We start from the raw sequence: 22,613 nt of genomic DNA on the forward strand, positions 1-22,613 counted from the left end.
AGCGCCCTCTTGGCTGGGCTTGATGCCCCTGCGGCTCTGCTTGACGAGGAGGGACGCATCGTTGCCTTCAACGAGCTGTTTCAGGCGTTTACCAAGAGGGGAGGCACCGAGCTCAGCGAAAGCGATCGAACACCCTTTAACAAAACTTTGTGTAAGGAACTGTGCGGCGAAGTTAGTGCTCAGCAGATCCAATCCGCATTGAGCGAAATCTTGATCGGGGCCCTGCCAAACTTCTCTACCAATCTGTCGATACTCTTTGCAGCGGAGCCTCTTCAGTGCCGTGTGAAGATCGCACGGCTTGGTGCCGACGCTAGCGCGCGGGCGCTGGTGTTGGTCGAAGACCATACCGAACAACGGCGTCGTGAACAGCGACTGCAAGACGCCAAACTAAAAGCCGAGACCCTTGCCAGCGCACTGGAAGGCAGCCAGAAGGCAATCGAGCTGGCCGTTAACGGGGGCAATCTGGGTCTGTGGCACTGGGACATCAAGACCGGGTACTTCGAGCTCAGCCACGACTGGCTGGTCAACCTGGGGCACACCGATACCGACCTCGGAGCCGCGGTGGACTCGTTCCGCGAGCTGCTCCATCCCGACGACCTCGTCCTGTGGACAGAAGACGACGCGGCGAGCCTCGCTTTAGGAGAACCCTACGACCGGCAGTTCCGCTTGCGTCGGGCTAACGGCACTTATTCCTGGGCGCATGCCCTGGGGCGTGCTAACGCGCGTCGCGACGATGGCGTTCCCGAGAGCCTGTCGGGCATTTTTCTCGATATCGATGCCAACAAAACCGCCGTCCTCAAGGACGTCGGCATGGCCAAGATCATCGAAGAATCTTTCAATGAGGTTTATGTTTTCGACTCGGACAATTGGCGCTTTCTCGACGTGAACCGCGGCGCTCGCGAGAATCTGGGCTGGGCGCTCGAGGAACTCGCCGAGATGACCCCCGCCGACATTCTGCCCGATTACACTCTCGAACAGTTGCGTGAGCTGGTCCGCCCCCTTGAACAGGGAGAGAAGCCCCGGGTTGAGTTCGAGACCTATCATCAGCGTCGCGATGGATCGACCTATCCGGTCATGATTCATCTTCAGCGTTCCGAGCTAGTTGGCAGAGCGGTGTACGTTGCTATCGGAATGGACCTAACTAACCGTCGCGAGCTCGAGTCACAGCTCGCTCAAGCGCAGAAGCTCGAATCGATCGGTCAACTGGCGGCGGGCGTTGCCCATGAGATGAACACCCCGCTGCAGTACGTTAGCAATAATCTGCACTTCCTCTCCGACGTGATGGACCAATTGCTGCAGGTCATCGACTGCTACGAAGATAATCTGAATTGCGATGTCTCTCCGCTCACGTGGAAGGAACGGATCGATAACGTGCGGGCAACTCGGCTTGCCAGTCGCTTCGATCGGGTGCGGAAGGAGCTGCCGACGGCGCTGGCCGACAGCCTTGAGGGGGTGCAGCGCGTCCTCCATATCGTCCGCTCAATGAAAGAGTTTTCGCACCCCGGTGACCGGTTAAAGACGTCGACCGATCTGAACAACTCGTTGACGAGCATGGCGACCATCACCCGCAATCGCTGGAAGTTCGTGGCCGATCTCGATCTGCAACTCGATCCCAACCTCCCCCTGATCGATTGCTACCAGGGAGAGATGAACCAGGTCTTTGTGAACCTGATTATCAATGCTTCAGACGCCATCGCCGCTTTAAACCCTGCCCCCGATGAGGCCAACCGCGGAAAAATCGTCGTCTGCACCCGCCGCCAAGGATCGGAAGCCATCATCGAGGTGCAGGACACGGGCTGTGGCATGTCGGAAGCGGTCCGCTCCAAAGTGTTTGATCCGTTCTTCACCACCAAAGAGGTTGGTAGGGGCACGGGCCAAGGGCTGTCGCTCAGCCACACCATTGTCGTGGGCCACCACGGCGGGCGAATCGAGGTCAGCAGTCGGCTCGGAGTCGGAACCACCTTTACTGTCCGCTTGCCGATCGCCAACACCAACAACCCTCGACAAGAAAGCCCCTGCCCAGCGGACAGGCTCGAATTGTTACCGGTCGCTGCCGGTTAATCGGCCGCAAAGCCTTGTCTTATCCTCAACGTATCGCCCACGACACTTCTACAAACGCTCATGAACGTTCCCATCACGAATAATCGAGTGCTCCTTGTCGATGACGACGCGATGCTGCTCGCCAGCATGGAGCGATGTCTGGGGATGGAGTTCGAGCTGACCACGGAGCTTTCGGGCGTTGCAGCGCTTAACACAATGAAAAACTCCGAGAGCTTCGGGGTTATCGTCAGCGACATGCGGATGCCGGTGATGGACGGTGTCGAGTTCTTGCGCGAAGCCGCTTTGCTCTCGCCAGATTCCATCATGATGATGCTGACCGGGAATCAAGACATGCAGACCGCCGTTCGTGCTACACGCGAGGTATGTGTCTCGGCGTTTCTCAACAAGCCCTGCGACCCCAGCGAGATCGCCGCAGCGATCCGCTCTTGCCTCAAGCATCATCAGCTTGTACGCCGCGAACGAGACCTGCTGAGCGAAACTCTCCCCGACTTGATAAGACTCATCGGCGACGCTTGCGGCCTACAGCAACGACCATCGTTTCAAGAGGCTGAAAAGCAGTTCGAAGCGAAGCGCGAAGCAGCAGGCATTCCCGACCGATGGGAGTACCGGCTCGCCGCAACGCTGGCCTTTGGCGGGCTCGGCAAGTCGGGGGAGAGTCTCGCAGAACTCGGTATAGCGGTCCGCGAGATTCCCCGCCTGAGCGGCGTTGGTGAGATGCTGATCAGGAGCGCCGAATGCGCTGCTGAGCCCCTCGCGCCTTGGGACGATCCCGACTGGCAATCCGGTCGTCAGCCTGAGACTTTGTCTGACGAAGAACTCATTCCCCTTGGTGCCGCGCTGCTGCACGCGACACGAGAAGAATACGCCACGACGAATCGCTAGTACGGTTTACGCCCCGAGATCTCCGGTGGCGTCAGATCCGTGCCGCGAACCTGGCACCTCCGAGCCCTCGGCTTAGAGCCCCTTGGGCAGCTGGGGAGGTCGAAACCGGCGGTGTGGCTCGCTGAGCGTTGCCAGGAACGCCGCGAGATCGCCCAGGTCCTGCTCATTCAGCCCCAGGGGTTTCACCAGCGGGCTCTTGATCGGGCGGGGAGCATCGGCATTCAAGCTGCTCGTGCGGAGCCCATCGGACGGCATGCCCGCATTGTATAGCCTGAGCACCTCGTCCATATCGAACAGCCCATTGTGCATGTAGGGCTCGGTGCGCGTGATGTCTCGCAGCGAAGGCGTGCGAAAAGCACCGACATCTTCCGCGAGTCCTGTCTGCTTGAAACGCCCCAGATCTTCAAAGGGCCGTCCGTACATACTCAGGCCGATGTTGTGGAACTTATCGTCCGTCATCACCGGACCGTTATGACAGTTCAGGCACCGGGCATCGGTGCGAAACAGATGCAAGCCCGAAAGCTCTTCGTCGCTGAGCTTTCGGTAGTTCCCCTTTACGAACGAGTCAAAGCGTGTCTGCGAGCTCACGACCGTCCTCTCGAACGCCGCTAATGCCAGAGCTACCTCTTCGATAGTTGGCTGCTCGATTCCAAAGACCTTACGGAACTGATCAACGTAGCCGGGAATTCCGGCGAGTCGGCCGATGAAGAGCTCATCGCCCGAGTGCATCTCGTCGGCGTTAGCGAGAACATCCTTCGCTTGCTGCTCGAGGCTCGGCGCACGACCGTCCCAGAACATCGTTGTGCGATAACCGCTGTTGAGCACCGACGGCGCATTCCGCGCGAGCTCACGCCGATTGTGTCCGAAAGAGACGGTTCGTCCATCGCCCCAGCCAAGGTCGGGATCGTGGCAAGAGGCGCACGCGATCTGACCACTTCCCGAGAGCCGCGGATCGTAGAAGAGCAGTTTGCCAAGGGCTGCCTTTTCAGCATCGGGCGGGTTCGCGGCCGGATGCTCCATCGGCGGTAGCAGACCGAGCTCGCGGTGCTCGACCTCTGCATCGAGCGTCGGAGCCGGCCACTCGGCAGACGGTCGCTGGTAAAGCTCACGCAATTCGGCAAAGTACGCGCTGCGCTCCGCCGCCGACATCGGTTCGCGGGGGGGGAGGCCCAGGCGGCGCGAAACCCGCTGAGCCACGACGCGCACCGCGGCTGTCGCGGAGGATGCGGTAGGCGCTTCGGCGGAAGCTGCTTGCGCAGACGTGGTTTCTAGGCGCTGAGCCGGATCGGCTCCTGCGAGCCCGCCGCTCACCAGTCCGGCGATTAATAATCCTGAGCTCAACCGAGCAAAGTTAACGCGAACGATCATCGGCACGCTGTATTCCTCTCTCGAATCACGCTTATCACTGAACACCGCGACGGCGAATCTTTCCGATCATCGCGAAAAGCAACAGCACCGCGGCGGAAGGCTCGGGAACGGCAGCACTAGCCGCTGCCGAGAGTCCGAACGCATCTTTCCACACCTGATAGTCGTCTTGATCGATCACGCCATCTCCGTTGCCGTCAGCGGCCAATCCGACCCCTGTCTGCCCGAGCGAGTCACGCCAAAGCGTGTAGTCCGCGACGTCAACGAAGCCGTCGTTGTTGAAGTCCGCTCCCGAGGGATTGATCACGGTATTGTCCCGCCACACGGTGTAATCGGCCACATCGATGACACCGTCGCGGTTGCCGTCGGCATCCAATCCAACCCCCGCGGCACCGTAAGCCGCCACCCAGGTGGCGTAGTCGGCCCCGTCTACGTCGCCATCGCGATCGTAGTCGCCGTCGAGCCCGCCGACACCGCCAAACGCCGCGATCGCGTCCGCCAGGAACTGGCCCGTATAGCCACGGCCCATGAGCTCTGAGTCGCTCGGGGCGGGCTGACCCAGATCGTTGATCCAGGCCTCAGCAATCACCGCCAGATCGACCTCGTTGACGAGATTCACGTCCGGGGCCAGGAAAAAGTAATCGGGGTCGATGCTGGCGAAGTCACCGGTGACCCAGGTCTCGGCATTCTGACCGGGCAGCGTGTAGTAATTGGCCGCCATGACGTCGAGGTCGGTGAAGTTGAGCGCGAAGTCAAAGTTGGTGTCGCCGTTGGGGAAGTCGACAAATTGCTGCAGGATCTTCACGTCTTTCCAGTCAACGACCATGCCTTCGTTGTTGGTGTGGCGGAGGCGTTGATCTCCGTTTGCAATAATCTCGGGCTGGCCGTCCGTACGGAACGATAAGAAAGCGACTTCGTTTCCGTTAAGGTCGAAGCGGACAAACTCGTCATCAGCAGCCGTATTCCTCAAGCCGATCGAGCCCGCAAAGAGAGATAGGTCGGCGGCGTCCACATCGTTGTCGCGGTCAAAGTCACCCGGCTTGTACGCAAAGATACCGACCGGAGCGTCCAGTTCGGCATCGGCGTACATAATTTCAGTAACGGGGAAGCCCGGTGCTGTGCTGGTGCGGATGGTCAGGTTGCCGATCTCGTCGGTGGCGGTGCCAACACCTTGGGCCGTTTGGAAAAGATCTTGCTCACGCTCGCTAGCGATCTTGATAAAGCGGCCCTGGGTGTCGTAGCGAAAGAGCGCGTCGGTCTCTTGCTCCCAGAAGTAGAGATTCCCTCCAGAATCCGAAGCGATTGAAAAGTACCGCGGGACGCTGTTCGATGCGACACCCACACCATTCACTGCTGGACCGTTCGAGTAGTAATCAGCAAACGATCGGAATTGTTGCTCGGTAAAAACGACCTGGGGTGCCGCGAGCTGGTTCGTGGTGCGGTTGTCAAAAAAAACGTTCATCCCGCCAGAATTGCCGCTGTCTCGCGATCCTTCGACGATGATCTGGTCGCCCATCCCGAAGACACCAGGGGCGAAGTTGCGAACGGAGGTCGAGAGAATCGCCGGTTCAGATCGCAAACTGGGCATGTTGGTATCGCTGCCGCCGTCGTCCCAGACCCGCGCGATGCCGGTCGAGCTGTTGGCGGTTCGTTTGGGATCGATCCGGTAAATGCCGCCCAGGTTCACGCTGGAATCAACTGCGTAGATCCACTGACCGTCGGAAGACCACGCGAACTGTCGGCCGAAGCTGTCGCTGCCGGTTGAGCCTGCTTGGATTTGCAGGTCACGTTCGCTTACCACAGGCCGCAAGACATCATTCCAATCGGCGAAGCCAAACTCACCAAAGACAATTCCGCCGATCTCTGGGGGGCCGCTGCTCGCCGTATCGTAGTCGGGCTGAACGGAGGTGGGCTCGTCGATCTGTCGGAGATCGAAGCTATAGACTTTCTTTCCAACGTCGGGGCGGGAGACTCCATTAAAACGAGGGACACCTACCGCGTCGGTCAGGTAAGCGATCGTGCCGGCCGGGTAAGTAATCGCCTGCGTGCCGCCCGTGCCTGTCGTCACATTGATCGTCAGCGGAGCCGGGTTGAGCAGAATCGATGCCGCGGAGCCACCAATCACCCCACCGGCGTCCGGATTGGTGATCCCGCCGATCACATCTTCGGAGCGGTGAAAAAGTGCCAAGTCAAGCAAACCGACATAAGTTTGCCCCGACCATACCCCATTGCTTTCTTGCAAGCGACGAATCGTGCCATTCGTGGTGCCGGCGAGCCATATCTCACCGCCTGGACCGACCGTGAAACCCGCCAGGTTACCCGCTCCCGCCGTGGAGGGCCCGAAGTAGAAATTGAATTGGCTGAACGGGTCTGCTTGCGCTCGGGTGACAGCCGGCATTGCCAGAGTCATGCAGAAAGCTAAGAGCAGGAAAGCCGGGCGAAGGGTTCGGTAAAGATTCAAGAGCACGGTTGCAGGCCTAGCGGGGGGACGCTTGAAGCGGTCAGGGCAATATTCTTTCTAGTAGAATCACTCGCTCTGGCCGCGTCACGTCGTTAGTGTCATGCAGTTTAGGGCAAAACCGTGATCGACTACCAATCGATGCAGCCTTCACTGTGGTACTCGACGTGACCGTCGAAAAAGAGCACATTGCGGCCACAGCCGCGGTCGCTCATCAGGGCGTGGGCAGGCTGGAACAACCCCTTGTAGTAGTCGTACATCGGATCAGCTTTCCCGATCCGGGTGATCGAGCTGTCTAGCGCAAAGCCACGCCAACCACTTAGCGGCGGAATATCGATCACATTGCACCACATCCACCAGGTGTTCTTCATCTTATCGGGGTCAGCCACCGGGGGCTTCAGCAGCATGCTGGAAGGTCGAGCTGAGAAGGAATAGGTATTGCCCCACGCCGCCGCCATCTCAACAAGATCGGGGCAGTTGAAGATGCCCGAATAAGGCTCGATGTAGTTGTTGAGCACCATCGCCGCTTCGACACCAAAACGTTCTGGCAAAACTTTACGCAGATCGCGTTCGTTGGTGCTCCGAGCCCATTTGCGGTTCGGGGAGACGCGGAAATTATTGCTCCCGATAACTTTCGTGCTGTACTCAAGCCCGCCGACGGTCTCCAGCTCGTCCTCTTCGTCGGGGCCATCGGGCTGATCGAATTCGGGATTATCGACTTCTTCCCATCCCCCCAGATCATCGACGGGGTGCGGGAAGCGGCCTTTGTGCGTGTCACGATACATGATCGTCAGCAAGCCGCACTGCCGCAGGTTGTTCATGCACTGGGTGTAACGCGCCCGCGCACGAGCGGCCTGCACCGCCGGAAGCAGCATCGCCACCAGGATGCCAATGATCGCGATCACCACGAGCAGCTCGACCAACGTGAAACCAGTCGCTGATCGGCGGGGAGATCGAGGGACTCGAACCAACGAGGTTGATCGAATGGACATCAAGTTCATGGACGCCTCTCGAGTTTTGGAACAGAAAGCGGTTGCCGACTCACACTTGCTTTGCAGCTCGTTTGCCCGTTGCCAGTTACCAGTTGCCACCATACAGCACGCTCAAGACTCTTCCTTTGGCGGACGACCGGGGGCGAGGCATGGCGGTCGTGAAACACGGGTAGGGCCGTGAAACGGCGGGCAGGGCATGGGGGCAGGGCATAGGGGGCGGGGCATACCGGGATACGACGCCAACCGAGTCGGAATCGCCGGACGGCGTTAGGCCGAACGGACTCCCGACGCAGCGGCAGGTTGCGGCGCTTCCTAGCCAGCTCCGCCCCGCGAAAGTGCGAAAAGTCAACGCAATCGGCACAGTGATTGCTTGACGACAGCGGCAAGGCCAGATAGCGTCGGGTAGTATTAAGACATTGTTAAGGGCGATCAACCGAATTCTGCCAACCGACGCTTGCCACAGCGGGGCTGGCGGCAACGGTCAGGCAAGGCTCTGGGCGTCATCCCAAGCTAACGTGGCCAAGCTACCGTAGCCAAGCTACCGTGGCTCGCCGAGCCCCGAGCTTGTCTAGAAGCTTGGCCTTGCCCCGAACTTTCCGATCACGAACTGTTCCCCCCTCCGTTTTCTGCCCCTAGTGAGAGAGCTAATGATCCGGCAACTTAGATTTCTACCCTTCGCGGCCGCTGTGGCCGCTGCGCTGAGCGTTTCCTCCGCTTCGGCGATCACGATTGTGGAGGTGTTTACCGAGGCCGAAGCGGCCGGTGGCATCAACAATCCGTTCCTCGACACCGTGGTTGTCGATGGTTCGACAGCTTACGCGGTAGTCCGCGACCTCGATGGTGCCGACGACGCCGGTGTCGTGGTCGCCTATGACGGCACGAATTTCACCACGGTTTCTTCCGTAGCCCAGTGGCAGGCCACCGGTTCGACCAACGACCCCGCTGCCGGCAATGGAGCCGCTTATGTGGGCGGAGTGGTTCGCTTTGTTAGCAGCCTCGACAACAGTGTTTACGAGATCGATTTGGGCACGGGCACCGCAACGGAAGTCGTTAGCGCCGCAACGATCAACGCCGCCATCGGCAGCTCGGCCAGCCTTGTCGCTTCTTTTGAAGTGACCTCCTCGGGCCAAATCTACGCCTACGACGCCCTCAGCGCGAATCGTCAGATTGTCTCGATCTCACCCGCGAACGCGGTCAGCATCGAGATCCCGCCGGCGGACTTCGCCACCTCGTTCGGCACTACGGTCGGTGGTGTCGGCGTGCTGGGTGACACGATTCTGGTCGGCACCAACACTTTCGACGCCATCGTCGGCTGGGACACCGTGAACGACGTAGCCTCGACGGTCGTCTCGACCGCTCAGATCCTCGCGGTCACCGGTGCTGCTTCGGCCGGCTTCGGCGACATCTTCGCCGCTCCGGACGGGTTGGTTTACTTCTACGAGAGCACCGCCGACTCGCTGCTGGTTTTCGATCCGGCCGATGTCGGGGGCACGCTGTCCGTTTTGGTTTCGGAGGCTCAATTCCTGGCCGGTCCGAGCTCGGACACGATCAACCAACTTGCTTGGTACAACGGAAGCATCGCCTTTACGGACACCAGCGAAGGCTTCTACTCCGTGGTGCCCGAGCCGGCCTCGGCTCTGGCCGCACTGCTGGTTGTGGGCGGCGTGAGCCTCCGCCGGCGTCGCTAGTCGCGGAGCTTTTCACGGTTTCAAGACAGAAAACGGCCTCCGCTCATCCTGGGCGGGGGCCGTTTTCGCTAGGATGGTGCTCAGCAGCGAACCTTAGACGCTGCCTGACAACACGTTGCCTTCCTTCCTTGTCCCCTGCAAGTACCACCGTGGCCGCTTCAAAAAAGTCTTTGTCACGATTGCTCATCGCCTGCTTGTTGCAGGCTGTTGTTGTCTCGGCGAGCGCGGCACCGGTGATCGAGGGCATTTATCTCCAGGGCAAGTTCCTGCCCGGCGCAAGCCTGCTGCCGGGCTTTGATGCGGGAACGGGCGTCTTCCCCAATTTAGGCGATATCGTCCGTAGCAACGGGCAGCGTGATTTGCTCGCCCTACCCAACGGCGCGTTCGCAACACCCGTCAACACGGGCGACACCGGCAACAACACGGGCTCGGCCGGCGTTTTTTATCTGTTCGGAACACAGCAGGCTAAAGGCCTCAATCCCGTTGCCTTGCGGCGCGAGGCTACCCTGAGCGGCTTGCAGCAGATCACACTTGGGAGTGCGGCAGCTTTGGATTACGCGGGGAACGTCGCCTACTCGGCCTCGATCCCCAATCCCGGTGCCGGGCCGTCACGGCTCAGCAGCCTGTGGGTGAACGACACGGTTCAATGGACCGAGGGCGATGCAATCCCCAGCGGTCCGCTCGCCGGCCTCTTCTACGATTCGCCAGGCGGCCTCTATCGGAGTCCTTCGGGGGTAACTAGTTGGGTAAGCAACTACACCACGACTGCGCTCGGTACCAATACCGGGACGGCTCTGATGCGCGGTTTGGCAACCAACGACGTCCTCCTACGGTCGGGCGATACCATCGCGGGTCTGGGCACGATCGGCGTTCATCCCAGCTCTTCCACGGTCAGCGGCAACATCGTTTGGTCGGCGCTGGGCACAAACTATCTGACCAGCGTAAGCATCCCTAATGGCGGCGTTGATAACTTCGGCGATCCGACCTTCGATGACGCGCCGGTCGTCAACGGATCTGCCCTGACCCTGCTAAGCGGGGCGATCCTGAAAGAAAACTTGACCATCCCCGCCATTGATGGCGGCCTTCCCGGCGAGTTCTTTAAGGGCTTCCAGGGATTCGATGTCAACGAGGCCGGCGAATGGGCGGTTGGTGCCTTCACCGACACCGGCGGTGCGGGCCAAGACGACGTGCTGATCGTTAACGGGCAGATCGCCTACCGCGAGGGGCAGATTGTCGATGGCGTAACGCTCACCGGCCAGATCCAAGGCGTGGGGCTGAACGACCGGGGCGATCTGGCTTTTGCCTGGAACGATACGCTGTTCATCAACGGCCTGAAGATTGCGGGGCTCGGAACGCCCGTTGACACCGACGGCGACGGCCTTGCCGACGCTACGCTTGGCGGCACGGGGCTCGCGCTAAACCGCTTCGAGATCACCAATCTGACCGCCGCGGGCGGTGACAACCTGCCGGTCGTCTATGTCGCGGGCGAAGCGGTTGGGGTACCGGGCGTGCCCGGCACGGTGGATACGTTCTTCCGCCTCAAGCCGGCCACCTCCATCACCGGTGACTACAACTTCGACGGGGTCGTCGATGTTGCTGACTACACAGTGTGGCGCGACTCACTTGGCTCAGCCGTGTTGCTGGACGCTGACGGCGATGGCGATCACGTCATCGATCAAGACGACTATGCTCTTTGGGCAGCGTCGTTTGGGAATGTCGCTTCGCTTGCCATCCCCGAGCCGGCTTCGGCCTTTCTGCTGCTGACGGGATGCTTGATCGCGGCTCGGCCAGCCAATCGGCGTGAAGCAGCCTGTTAATCGCAACCGGGTGCCTACGGCTCCACGGGTGTACAATCGTTGAATGACGATTCGTCTCCGCGCTAAGTCGTTCTCCGGACCCAGCAGAGCCGCGCTGCTGCTGGCGGTTGTTGCGGTCGCGCTCTCCTGCACGGCTTGGGCGGGGGTGGCGGTTATCGCCAACCACACCTCGGCGATCCAAACCGTGCAGGTCACGGCCGAGTCGGGCATTTCGAGCGCTGTGGCGATTCAGCCCGGCTTCTCAAGGCCGCTCTTCTCAGCGTCTCCGTTGCACGCCAGTCTGACAACGACCATCGGTCCGCAGTCGAAGCGGCTTGCCGATGGCGCGGCCTACCGCATTGTCTCCAGCGGTCTGCCGGGCAGCGTGATGCTCAAGCAGATCGGCTTTGGTGAACAACCCGACAAGCCGACACCCCTGTGGCGTGGTGAGCCCGAAACGGTAGTGGGGGCCGCTCGGTGGAGCATTCCCGTCGTACTGTATGTTGATGAAGAAGAGCCAACTCGCGATGCGATCTGGCAGCGGCGGCTTACTGCTCGCATCGAAGCGGCTTCGACCATTCTGCAACAGCACGCCGGTGTCTCGCTGCGGGTGGCGGGTTTCGGTCGCTGGCAGTCCGAGGATCGCACGACCGACTTCCTCCGCTCGTTCGATGAATTCCAGCGGTCGGTTGACCCCCCAGAGGGGCATGTCGCGATTGGTTTTACGAGCCAATACGTGTTCGAGGAGGGCCCCCGTAAACTGGGGGGTACACGGGGCTCACTGCGTCGCCATGTCATGCTCCGCGAGTGGTCACCGCAAGTGACTGAGAACGAGCGTCTGCAACTGCTGGTCCACGAACTAGGGCACCACTTCGGGGCCGCTCACAGCCCCGAGACCGAGAGCGTCATGCGTGCCTTGCTGGGCGATCGCCGGCAGCGGCTGAAGGCCGTCAAGATAAGATTCGACGTGGCCAACACGCTGATCCTCGCGCTCGTGGGCGATGAGATCCGCTCACGAGGTGTCACAGATGCCAACCAACTCACGCCGTGGACACGGCACCGACTCGCCGCAATCTACGCGATACTCTCCGCCACGCTGCCCGAGGACCCCGCGGCGGGGGTGCAAGCTCGCCGGGCCGGCGCGGTGGGGGTGCCAGTGAAACCGGTGATCCGAACCGAACCGCTCGCGGCACTGACCGCTACGGCAGCCACCAATCGGAAACTTCCGCTCAGCGCCGATCCTGAGCGGGGCGAGGCTGCGCGGCTGGTGGGCGACGATCTTACCGACGCCTTAGTCCGCAGCGCTGCAAAGGCCGCGATGGAGGATCCTTCGATCGACTCACGCCGCCGGTTTCTTGTTGCATTAGGGCTGGGGCTGGATGACTCGGAGACACTGCGTAAGAACCCCCGCACCCGCGCGGAAGCGCTGGCCACCGAATCGGATGCCGCTCGGTCGGCACGGATCAACGTGCTTCAGCAACCAACGGTACGCGGCCGCAACGATACGCTGAAGCACTTTGCCGTCTCGGCAGCCCTGGCAGCAATGACCTCTAGCACCGAAGCGCATGCGCTGGGCTTTGCCAAGGAGGCGATCGACGCTCAAGGAGGGAGCGGCTTCAGCTTCGCCGATCTCGCAGCCGATCGGGCCGGGATCCGTTTCGCCGAAGCCGTTCTGGCTGGCACGGCACCGCTGGCGTGGCTTGCGGAGGAGTTCCGCGGCAACAATTTTGTGCCAGCTCTCGAAGGGTATTCCGAGGGGCTTCCGATTGAAAAAATGATGAAAGAATACGGCGGACAGGGAGATCCGCGGTTCCAAGCCGTTATCGGTGAAATCGATCGTGGGATTGAGGCTCTGCCTCCGTATCGCCCGCTCAGCCTTAAACTGGATGCGCTCCACCAGGCACCCGCTTCGTTCCGGGTGGATTGACCGCTGCGGCCACCCGGCCTTAGGCTCCGTTTTGCAGCGACTTTTCACGCGTACAACGGAGCCATCACGAAGTGAGCGAACCCTGCGATTTTGGTTTGATTGGCCTCGCGGTCATGGGCGAGAACCTGGCCCTCAACGTTGAGAGCCGAGGCTATCGTGTCGCGGTCTACAACCGCACCGCGAGCGTGATGGAAGAGTTCATCGCGGGACGCGCGAAAGGCAAAGCCTTCGTCGGATGCCAAACGGTTGCTGAACTCTGCAAGAGCCTCAAGCGGCCGCGCAAGGTCATGATGATGGTCAAGGCGGGTCCCGCCGTGGACGCTGTCATCAAGGAGTTGACGCCCCACCTCGAACCGGGCGACATCATCATCGATGGCGGCAATACCTACTACGCCGATACCGAGCGGCGTACCAAAGAGGTCGAGGCGGCCGGGTTCCTGTACTCGGGCACCGGCGTCTCGGGGGGCGAAGAAGGTGCTCTGAAGGGGCCGAGCCTCATGCCGGGGGGTTCCACCGACAGCTGGCCCGCCCTGAAACCGATCTTTCAAGCGATCTCGGCTAAGGTTGGCCCCAACGAAGACATCCCCTGCTGTGAGTGGGTGGGGCCGCGTGGTGCCGGACACTACGTCAAGATGGTGCACAACGGCATCGAGTACGGCGACATGCAGCTGATCTGCGAAGCCTACTCGATGATGAAGGAGACGCTCGGCCTATCGAACGATGAGCTGTACGACGTCTTCACCGAGTGGAACACCGGAGTGCTTGATAGCTATCTGATCGAGATCACACGCGACATCTTCAGCGTGAAAGACACCGATGGCACACACCTGGTAGACAAAGTGCTCGATCGCGCTGGCGCGAAGGGCACGGGCAAGTGGATGAGCCAGCTCGCTCTCGACCTGGGCGTTCCCAGCACGCTTGTTACCGAAGCGGTTTATGCCCGCGGGTTGTCCGCTCGCAAAGAAGAACGTGTGCGGGCCAGCGAGCTTCTCAAGGGCCCCTCGCCAAAGTACGCAGGAGACAAAAAAGCGTTTGTCGAACAGGTACGCCAAGCGTTGTACGCCTCAAAGATCGTCAGTTACGCACAAGGTTTCGTGCAACTGCAAGCCGCAGCGGTCGAGCACGATTGGCCGCTTAACTACGGCGATTGCGCGATGCTGTGGCGGGGCGGGTGCATCATTCGGGCCGTCTTCCTCGACCGCATCAAAGAAGCGTTCGATGCGAACCCCCAGCTGGAGAACCTGCTGCTGGCACCGTATTTTGCCACCGCGGTCGATCAGGCCCAAAGTGCTTGGCGACACGTGGTGTCCACGGCCGCCCTGCAGGGCGTGCCCGTACCGGCCTTTGCAACGGCGCTGGCCTACTACGACGGTTACCGCCGGGCAACGCTCCCCGCCAACCTGCTCCAAGCACAGCGGGACTACTTTGGTGCACATACTTATGAGCGGACCGACAAGCCGCGCGGCGAGATGTTCCATACTGACTGGCTGAGCAAGCGGCGTGATCCTCGTTGAAACAGCACGCTCGCCATCGCGATACTAAAGGACACGAGCTCAACCTAGCGGTGTGCCCTCGGGCTCCAATCTGTTTGGCGGCAGGAGAAGATTTTCGCGGGACAATCGTTGTCCCCTCCAACTCTCAATGTACAGCCCAACAAGTTTGCCATGTCCCTGAAATCCCTTCCGGAATTGACACTCTCGCACTCCGCCATGTCGGTGCTGGAAGCCGCCGAGGCGGCCGGTCGCTTGACCCTCGTTGGCAGCGTCGAAGAACTCGTCGAACTGGCGACGCCCGAAGTCGATCCGGCCGGCTTCTATGAGGTAGGGTACGAAGCCCAGGGCATGGGCTACTTCGCCGAAGCAAAGGTATGCCGAACCAAGAATGGCATCGCCGCGAACTATCTCGAAGCCTACATGCGGCGGCGCGACCCCGACTGCATGCTGGTGGGAGACGACCGGGCGACCGACAAACCGACCTACGCCTCTCGGTATGGAACCTCGTTCGATCCGCTCCGTACCGAGACGCTCGACTGGCTCAAAGAACAGCCGATTGCTTGCTTCTTTTTCGAGACCGGCTTGCCCTCGAATCCGCTGAGTGCCGTAGCGATCTGCCCGGCAAACGCCGGGTTCTTTGCCCTCGGCTTGGCGATGCTGCAAGGGATTGTGCCCCTCGAAAAGGTTCGCGCTGCCGGAGCCAACTACTTCCACGGTGCCGTGGTGTACGTTGCTCCGCCTTTTCGGCACACACATTTTGAAGGCAAGCAGGTTGTCGTTCACAATCGCCGCTTCGAGGAAGCGGGGCTGCATGAGCTGTTCAGCTACAATCTGTATCCCGGCCCCTCAGCCAAGAAAGGCGTATACGGGATGTTGCTGACCCTCGGCGAGCGGGCCGAGGAGCCGTGGACCACAGCCCACTGCTCGACCGTGCAGGTAGTGACCCCCTACGAAAACGTCACCACGATCATGCACGAGGGGGCATCCGGCGGCGGCAAGAGCGAGATGCTCGAGCAGATGCACCGCGAAGCGGACGGCACGCTGCTCTTGGGTACCAACACCGTGACGGGCGACGCCCGCACGCTGACGCTCCCGCGTGGTTGCGATCTGCTCCCCGTGACCGATGACATGGCGCTCTGCCACCCAGCGCTGCAACAAAACGGATCGGTCGGCAAGCTCTCGCTGATTGATGCCGAGAACGCTTGGTTCGTGCGGGTCAATCACATCGATAGCTACGGCACCGACCCGCACCTGGAAGCGATCACGGTCCATCCGCCCGGACCGCTGCTGTTCTTGAACATCGAGGCCCAACCCGGCGCTACATCGCTCATCTGGGAGCATACCGAAGACGAGCCGGGCGTACCGTGCCCCAATCCGCGGGTGATCGTCCCCCGACGCTACGTCCACGGTGTCGTGTCAGGGCCCGTAACGGTCGACATTCGCAGCTTCGGAGTCCGTTGCCCGCCAAGCACCAAGCAATTGCCAACCTACGGCATCCTGGGGCTGATGCACGTCTTGCCGCCCTCGCTGGCATGGCTGTGGCGCTTGGTGGCACCGCGGGGCCACGGCAATCCGTCGATCGTGGATCAGGGGGGCATGCAGTCCGAAGGGGTCGGTTCGTTCTGGCCGTTTGCGACCGGCCGCAAGGTGGACCAAGCCAACATCTTGCTGGACCAGATTCTCGACACGACCGCCACCCGGTTCGTACTGATCCCCAACCAGCACATCGGCTGCTGGAAGGTCGGGTTTGCGCCCCAGTGGGTTGCTCGCGAGTATCTGGCCCGCCGTGGCTCGGCGCCGTTCGGAGCGAACGAGCTCATGCCGGCCCGCTGCCCCTTATTGGGAGCCCATAAAGAGACGCTGACCGTCGAGGGGCAGACTATCGGCAAGTGGTTCCTCGACGTCTCCCAGCAGCCCGAGGTCGGCCCCGAGGCCTACGACCAGGGGGCCCGCCAGCTCACCGTGTTCTTCCACGCCCAGGTCCGTCAGTTCCTGCACGAAGACCTCGATCCGCGCGGTCGCCAGATCATCGAGGCGTGCCTCGCGGGGGCGACCTACGACGACTATGTAGCGTTCACCGAGGCTTAAGGCCCCCGCCGAGGGCGACAGCGCCGACAGCACGCAGCCGCTCGTGAGGCAAAAAAATGGCCTCACAAGCGATTTGGCGGTTTTGGCTGCAGAATAGGTCTTCCCCTAGGGGATAAGAGCTACGATAGTTCTGCGTCGCGCGGCGTACGCGCAGTCACGGAAACTTGGACCCGCCTCGGAGTACTCCTTCATTGTCAGACCCCTACCGTCCCTCAGCGGACTCCTTTCTTGAGCTGACCACCGGATCGGAACCCCAATCTGGTAGCACTTGGAAGCTGAATTGCCCGGTCACTGCCGCTTGCACCGCGAAACGGTTGGCTGATGATGGTATGGAGAAACACGAAGGCGAGGTCGGCGCGATTAGCGCCCGGTTAGAAGCCTTTCTGGCCGATAGCAACGCTCTGCCCACTCCGTTTGTCGTCGTGGACACCCAAGTCGTTGGCGAGCGCTACGACTCGCTGCAAGCGGCTCTGCCGCAGGCCGATCTCTTTTATGCGGTGAAGGCCAATCCGGCCCCGCCGATCCTCAAGCTGCTGCTAGCACGCGGTGCCCATTTTGATGTCGCCTCGCCCGGCGAGATCGATTTGTGTCTAGCCGCGGGAGCCACAACGGACCGCATCAGCTACGGCAACACGATCAAAAAACGCGACGCCATTCGCTACGCCTACGAGAAGGGCGTTCGGCTGTTCTCGTTCGACGCCGAGTCCGAGCTAGAAAAGTTGGCCGAGCTGGCACCCGAAGCGACCATCTTCTGCCGCGTTCTCTGCGATGGTGCCGGTGCCGAGTGGCCGCTAAGCCGTAAGTTTGGCTGCGAGCCGGAAGAGGCCGAACGGTTGCTGCACCTAGCTGCCGACCGGGGCATGAAGGTTGGCGTCTCGTTTCATGTGGGCAGCCAGCAAGGCAATATTGCCGCCTGGGATACCGCGATCGAAACCGCCGGGCAGCTGGCCCGCTCGCTCTACGGTCGGTCGGAACCCGTTCGGCTCGATGTGGTGAACGTAGGCGGTGGCTTTCCCGGCATCTATCAGCGACAGATGCCCTCGATCGGCGCGTACGGCGATTCGATCACTTCAGCACTCGAACGGACTTTCGCGCCGCTCTACGGATCGCCTCAGACAGGCGGCTGGATGCCGCGCATCATTGCCGAGCCCGGTCGCTATCTGGTCGCCGACGCGGGCGTGCTCCGCACGGAAGTGGTGCTCGTCAGCCGCAAATGCGAGCAGGACGAAAAGCGCTGGGTCTTCCTCGACTGCGGCAAGTTCGGCGGTCTGGCCGAGACCATGGACGAGTCGATCAAGTACCACCTTCGGACCCCTCACGATGAGGCGGTCCGGCGTGGTGCCCCCACCGGTGCGGTGATCCTGGCCGGCCCCACGTGCGACTCGGCCGACGTGTTGTACGAGAAAACCGACTACCGTCTGCCGATCGCCCTGAGCGAGGGAGACAAGATCGACATTCTCTCCACGGGAGCGTACACCACAACCTACGCCAGCATCGGCTTCAACGGCTTCGCCCCGCTCGCCGAGCACTACATCTAGGCTCGCCTAAGAGCGCGATTAGAGCGGCAAGAATTTCATAAGAGCCGGTGACCGGGATCTCCCGTCACCGGCTCTTATTTTTCGGCGAGACCCGAGCTGAGAGCCAGCAATCCGAGCTGGCTCCGTCCGACATCGGCGAAAAGGGCACGCTAAGCGGAGGCGTAGCTGCGTTGGCCGCGGAGCCAAACGCCCTGCAACCAGCGGTCATCCCACGACCACAGCAGCGTCGCCAGGGGATCGACGGGAAGCGTTTGCCAGGGCACGTCGGGCTCGATGAGCAACAGGTCGGCGGGGGCTCCTTCGCAAAGCACGCCCGCGTCACGCAAGCCGGCGGCCGAGGCGTTACCCGCCGTGATCTGGCTCCAGGCTTGCTTGGCGGTCGGGAAGCTCTCGCCAACCGCGGCAGCGGTCTCGATCATCGCTCGCGCCACGCGCACCATTGATCGCTCGTACCCGCCGCCGATATCGCTGCCGAGGCTCACACGCAACTGACGATGAAGATGGTCGGCAAGCCGCATGGCTCCCGAGCGAAGGAACGAGTTGGCCGTCGGGCAGTGCGCAACAACAGAGCCGCTCTCGCGGAGCGCCACGCAGTCGTCTGCCTCGAGATAAATGCCATGGCCCAGCAGTGAACGCTCGGTGAGCAGACCCGCCCGGCGGTAAACCTCGACGTAGTCGCAGCCAAAGAGCTCGCGCACCAGATCGCATTCCTGCCGTGTCTCGCTCAGATGCGTCTGGATCACGGCACCGTGCTCGGCAGCCAGACGACCGGCACCGGCGAGCAACGCTTCGCCGCACGACACCGCAAAGCGTGGCGTGACGGCCGCCGCCAGCCGGCCCGACGGCGGGTAGCGATCGAGCAGCGTTGCCGTTTGATCGAGCAATTCGTCCGCCGAGCCGACAAGCTCGCTGGGGGCAAAACGTTCGCTTAGCGCTTGGCCTACCACTCCGCCAATGCCACGCTGCTCAAGCGCCATCAACGCGGCGGCGGTCGCCGGGGCATGGACCGAGGCGTACGCGCAGACCGCGGTGGTGCCATGCGCGATCAGCTGATCAGCAACGCGGTGGGTCATGGCCGTTGCGTAGTCGGTATCCGACCACTTGGCCTCGGAGGGAAAGGTGACCCCCTGCAGCCAGTCGAGCAGGGTCGCGCCGTGGGCCCCGATCATGTCAAATTGCGGTAGGTGCACGTGCGTATCGACAAACCCCGGCGTGATCAGACAGGCGGGGCCGCCATGGTTATATGCACGGGGCAGGGGGCCTTCATCGACTCCGACGATCACACCACTTTCGACACGCAGCACGCCCTCGGCCAAGCGGACCGAATTGTCGCCCTCAGGCAGCAAGAGCTGGCCGGCGAAAAGTACGGATTCGGTGCTCATCGTTACCCCGCCGGTCCGGCGTCTCTCCGACGATGGGTCGGCAGTCGATTCTTTAGGCCTGGCGTTTAGCCCGCCCGTTTAGCGGTTGCCTAGCTGCCGCTGAACATACTTTGCGAGCACATCGGTCTCCAGGTTGACCGTGTCGCCCGGGTAGCGCGAGCCGAGGGTTGTGACCGACAGCGTGTGCGGAATCAGGGCGACACTGAAGCGGCCCTCGGTGGTGGAGAGGTCTTCTACAGCAACGAGCGTCAGGCTCACGCCATCGACCGCGACCGACCCCTTGCTCGCCATCTGCTTGGCCTGGGCGGCGGGGGCTCGGAACCAGAACTCGGCCCATTCACCGTCTTCGTTACGCTGGTCAACCACGCCCAGGGCATCGATGTGGCCGGTGACGTAATGCCCGCCCAGCAGATCGCCGACCGCTAGCGAAGGCTCCAGGTTGACCCGGTCGCCCGCAGTGAGCCGCCCTAGATTCGTGCGCGTAAGTGTCTCACTGCCGGCTTGAAAGCCGATCGCCGAGCCCTCAACACTAACCACGGTCAAGCAGCAGCCGTTGACACAGATGCTGTCGCCCAGCTTGCTGATACGGGCCAGCGGAGCATCGCCGACCGTGAGTCGCACGCCGGGCCCCTCGGGCTCGACGGCCAGCACTTCGGCAAGACTCTGGACTAATCCGGTAAACATAACGCGTTGAGCGAAACTAGCGCTGGCAGAGGCACTGATTCAGGTGAGCTGCTGATTCAGAAAGTCACCCTAACCCGAACCCGAGTGGATCGCTATCGGCTGCGGAGGGGTTGTGCGGGATAGCCGTTCAGCGGAGCACCGGGCACGCGTCGAACCAATTGCGGTTCTGGGCCGCCATCCAGTCGGAGCTTGCCGTGGGGCCCCAGTAGCCGGGCTCGTAAGGGTGCAGTGGGGGCGCGTCGGCTTGGTCCCAGGTGGAGAGGATCGGATCGCAGATATTCCAGGCCGCTTCCACTTCGTCCGCTCGGGCGAACAGGCTCGCGTCTCCCTCGATCGCATCCAGCAACAACCGTTCGTAGGCCTCGGGCATCTGCCCTTTGAACTCTTTGCCGTAGTTGAAGTCGAGATCCGTCTGCCGCATCTTCATGCCGGCATCGGGCACTTTCGTTTGAAAGTGCAACTGGATTCCTTCCGCCGGTTGGACCTGGATCACGAGCCGATTGGCACCCGCCATGGTGCGCGGCCCCTTGTCGAACAACATGTGGGGCGGCTCGCGAAACTGGATCACAATCTGCGTGGTTCGGCAGCTCATGGCCTTGCCGCTTCGCAAGTAAAACGGCACGCCCTGCCAGCGCCAGTTGTCGATGCCGAGCTTGATGGCGGCGAACGTCGCGGTGCGGCTCCCCGGGGCGACCCCCTTTGCCTGCAAGTATCCCTCGTATTGGCCGCGCACTGTGTCGTGGGCGATGTCTTCCGGGGTCTTGCTGCGGACAGAAAGGAGCACTTTGACCTTCTCATCGCGAACCGGGTCCGCGGCGTACCGGGCCGGGGGCTCCATCGCCGTCACCATCAGCAGCTGCATCAGGTGATTCTGGATCATGTCACGCATGACCCCTGCGGTATCGTAGTAGCCGGCACGTGAGCCGACATCGACTTCTTCGGCTACGGTAATCTGCACGTGATCGATGAAGTTGCGGTTCCAGATCGGCTCGAAAATCGCGTTGGCGAAGCGGAGCACCATCAAGTTCTGGACCGTCTCTTTGCCCAAGTAATGGTCGATCCGATACACCTGATGCTCGGCAAAACTCAGGTGGACGGTCTTGTTGAGCGCGCGGGCGGTAGCCAAGTCGGTCCCGAAGGGCTTCTCGATCACAACCCGCCGGGGACCGTTCGATTCCTCTGCCAGGCCGGCCGTGCCGAGGTGCTCGCATGCCGGGCCGTAGAAACGGGGTGCCGTTGATAGGTAGTAAACGCGCGAGGTCCGGCCCTCGCCTTCCAGCTGGTTCAAGAACTCAGCCAGTGCGGTGAAAGCAGCCGCGTCTCCGATATCGCCGGCGTGATAAAAGATACGCGAAGCAAAATCCGCCCAAACCGCGGCGTCGAATCGTTTGCCAACAAATGCCGCCGTCGATTCGGCGAGGCTCTCACGCCACGCCTCGTGGCTGAATTCGGTACGGCTAAAGCCCACGATCCGCGTGCCCGCTGGCAACCGCTTCTTGACATGCAGGTTGTACAGCGCGGGGATCAGTTTGCGGCTGGTCAGGTCTCCCGAGGCACCGAAGATTACGAAGGTGTGCGTCATGCTCTCGATCCGTCGCGATCGGTGGGGGGAGGGGAAAATCGCCGGGGGGCGTAGCCGAAGACACCATCAGCTCGCTTAGTTGACCGATCTGGCTGGCAGCTGTCGAGCGGGGCGGCGGCGCTGCCGACCGTCGGAGGGACTCGCGGACGGTCAGACTCGTCGATAATCGAAGAACGAGTAACCAGCTTGGCGTTCCTGGCGTTCAATCCGCCAATCGGCTGGATCGAAAGCGGGAAACCATGTGTCGCCCTGGAAGTCGCCATCAATGACACTCAGATACATTCGGTCGGCCAGCGGCAAAGCCTGCTGATAAACCGAGGCGCCGCCGGCAACAAAGATCGTTTCTCCGGTCACAGCAGCCTGGCGCAACGCCCCCTCGACCGATGGGGCAACGCACGCCGAGCCCCACTTCTCACGATGCGTGACAACCACACAGCGGTGGGGGTCCAGGTCAGCACCGAAGATCTCGTACGACTTGCGCCCCATCACAACCACCCCTTGGCGGACCGTGGCAAGATAGCGGTCGTACTCCTCGGGCAGGCTCCACGGCATGCCGGACTTGGAACCGATCACGCGGTCATGAGACATCGCCGCGATCAGGACGACAGGGGCTGTGACGGAGGGGTTGCTCATGTCGGACGCTGGCAATGCAGGGGGTTCGCGAAGCCGTACTTCAA

The 22,613-nt window shown here is 61.6% G+C and carries 15 protein-coding genes; 8 read left to right on the forward strand and 7 right to left on the reverse strand.

Going from position 1 to position 22,613, the window contains the following annotated elements; all coding sequences use genetic code 11:
• Positions 1–198: 198 nt before the first annotated feature.
• Both Pla111_RS15630 and Pla111_RS15635 read left to right on the forward strand, forming a co-directional pair.
• The gene (locus tag Pla111_RS15630) at positions 199–2,061 is read left to right on the forward strand and encodes a PAS domain-containing sensor histidine kinase (RefSeq protein ID WP_197525080.1); all 1,863 of its coding nucleotides are present in this window, start codon (positions 199–201) and stop codon (positions 2,059–2,061) included.
• A 60-nt stretch (positions 2,062–2,121) separates the two neighbouring features.
• Positions 2,122–2,943 carry a response regulator gene (locus Pla111_RS15635; RefSeq protein ID WP_146575392.1) on the forward strand — a complete coding sequence of 274 codons (822 nt, stop codon included), beginning with the start codon at positions 2,122–2,124 and terminating at the stop codon, positions 2,941–2,943.
• Between the two features lie 72 nt (positions 2,944–3,015).
• Here Pla111_RS15635 and Pla111_RS15640 read toward each other — a convergent pair whose 3' ends face one another.
• From Pla111_RS15640 to Pla111_RS17720, 3 genes are all read right to left on the reverse strand, one after another.
• On the reverse strand, positions 3,016–4,311 hold the full coding sequence (locus tag Pla111_RS15640) for a cytochrome-c peroxidase (RefSeq protein ID WP_197525081.1): 1,296 nt from the start codon (positions 4,309–4,311) through the stop codon (positions 3,016–3,018).
• A gap of 34 nt (positions 4,312–4,345) precedes the next feature.
• Positions 4,346–6,706: a hypothetical protein gene (locus Pla111_RS15645; RefSeq protein WP_146575393.1), complete on the reverse strand. Its 2,361-nt coding sequence runs from the start codon at positions 6,704–6,706 to the stop codon at positions 4,346–4,348.
• A gap of 191 nt (positions 6,707–6,897) precedes the next feature.
• Positions 6,898–7,767: a type II secretion system protein gene (locus tag Pla111_RS17720; protein ID WP_197525082.1), complete on the reverse strand. Its 870-nt coding sequence runs from the start codon at positions 7,765–7,767 to the stop codon at positions 6,898–6,900.
• 677 nt (positions 7,768–8,444) lie between these two features.
• Here Pla111_RS17720 and Pla111_RS15655 point away from each other — a divergent pair.
• From Pla111_RS15655 to Pla111_RS15680, 6 genes are all read left to right on the forward strand, one after another.
• A complete protein-coding gene (locus Pla111_RS15655; RefSeq protein ID WP_197525083.1) occupies positions 8,445–9,446 on the forward strand; it encodes a PEP-CTERM sorting domain-containing protein in 1,002 nt (333 codons plus the stop codon).
• Positions 9,447–9,595: 149 nt separating this feature from the next.
• Entirely contained in the window at positions 9,596–11,263 is a 1,668-nt protein-coding gene (locus Pla111_RS15660; protein ID WP_146575395.1) for a hypothetical protein, read from the forward strand.
• 43 nt (positions 11,264–11,306) lie between these two features.
• A complete protein-coding gene (locus Pla111_RS15665; protein WP_146575396.1) occupies positions 11,307–13,169 on the forward strand; it encodes a hypothetical protein in 1,863 nt (620 codons plus the stop codon).
• Positions 13,170–13,240: 71 nt separating this feature from the next.
• Positions 13,241–14,683 carry a decarboxylating NADP(+)-dependent phosphogluconate dehydrogenase gene (gene gnd / locus Pla111_RS15670; RefSeq protein WP_146575397.1) on the forward strand — a complete coding sequence of 481 codons (1,443 nt, stop codon included), beginning with the start codon at positions 13,241–13,243 and terminating at the stop codon, positions 14,681–14,683.
• Positions 14,684–14,833: 150 nt separating this feature from the next.
• Positions 14,834–16,750, forward strand: a complete 1,917-nt coding sequence (locus Pla111_RS15675) for a DUF4914 family protein (RefSeq protein WP_146575398.1) — start codon at positions 14,834–14,836, stop codon at positions 16,748–16,750.
• Positions 16,751–17,079: 329 nt separating this feature from the next.
• Entirely contained in the window at positions 17,080–18,288 is a 1,209-nt protein-coding gene (locus Pla111_RS15680) for a type III PLP-dependent enzyme (RefSeq protein ID WP_146575399.1), read from the forward strand.
• Positions 18,289–18,437: 149 nt separating this feature from the next.
• Here Pla111_RS15680 and Pla111_RS15685 read toward each other — a convergent pair whose 3' ends face one another.
• The 4 genes from Pla111_RS15685 to Pla111_RS15700 all read right to left on the reverse strand — a co-directional run bounded on the left by Pla111_RS15685 (position 18,438) and on the right by Pla111_RS15700 (position 22,569).
• Complete coding sequence (locus tag Pla111_RS15685; RefSeq protein ID WP_146575400.1) at positions 18,438–19,670, reverse strand: amidohydrolase family protein; 1,233 nt, start codon at positions 19,668–19,670, stop codon at positions 18,438–18,440.
• Between the two features lie 78 nt (positions 19,671–19,748).
• Positions 19,749–20,354, reverse strand: coding sequence for a riboflavin synthase (locus tag Pla111_RS15690; protein WP_146575401.1), 606 nt, complete (start codon positions 20,352–20,354; stop codon positions 19,749–19,751).
• Positions 20,355–20,481: 127 nt separating this feature from the next.
• Positions 20,482–21,936 (reverse strand): glucose-6-phosphate dehydrogenase, encoded by a 1,455-nt coding sequence (gene zwf, locus Pla111_RS15695; protein WP_146575402.1) that lies wholly within the window; start codon positions 21,934–21,936, stop codon positions 20,482–20,484.
• 150 nt (positions 21,937–22,086) lie between these two features.
• Positions 22,087–22,569, reverse strand: a complete 483-nt coding sequence (locus Pla111_RS15700) for a dihydrofolate reductase (RefSeq protein ID WP_146575403.1) — start codon at positions 22,567–22,569, stop codon at positions 22,087–22,089.
• Positions 22,570–22,613: the final 44 nt, after the last annotated feature.

Source organism: Botrimarina hoheduenensis, from assembly GCF_007859815.1.
Lineage (GTDB): Bacteria > Planctomycetota > Planctomycetia > Pirellulales > Lacipirellulaceae > Botrimarina > Botrimarina hoheduenensis.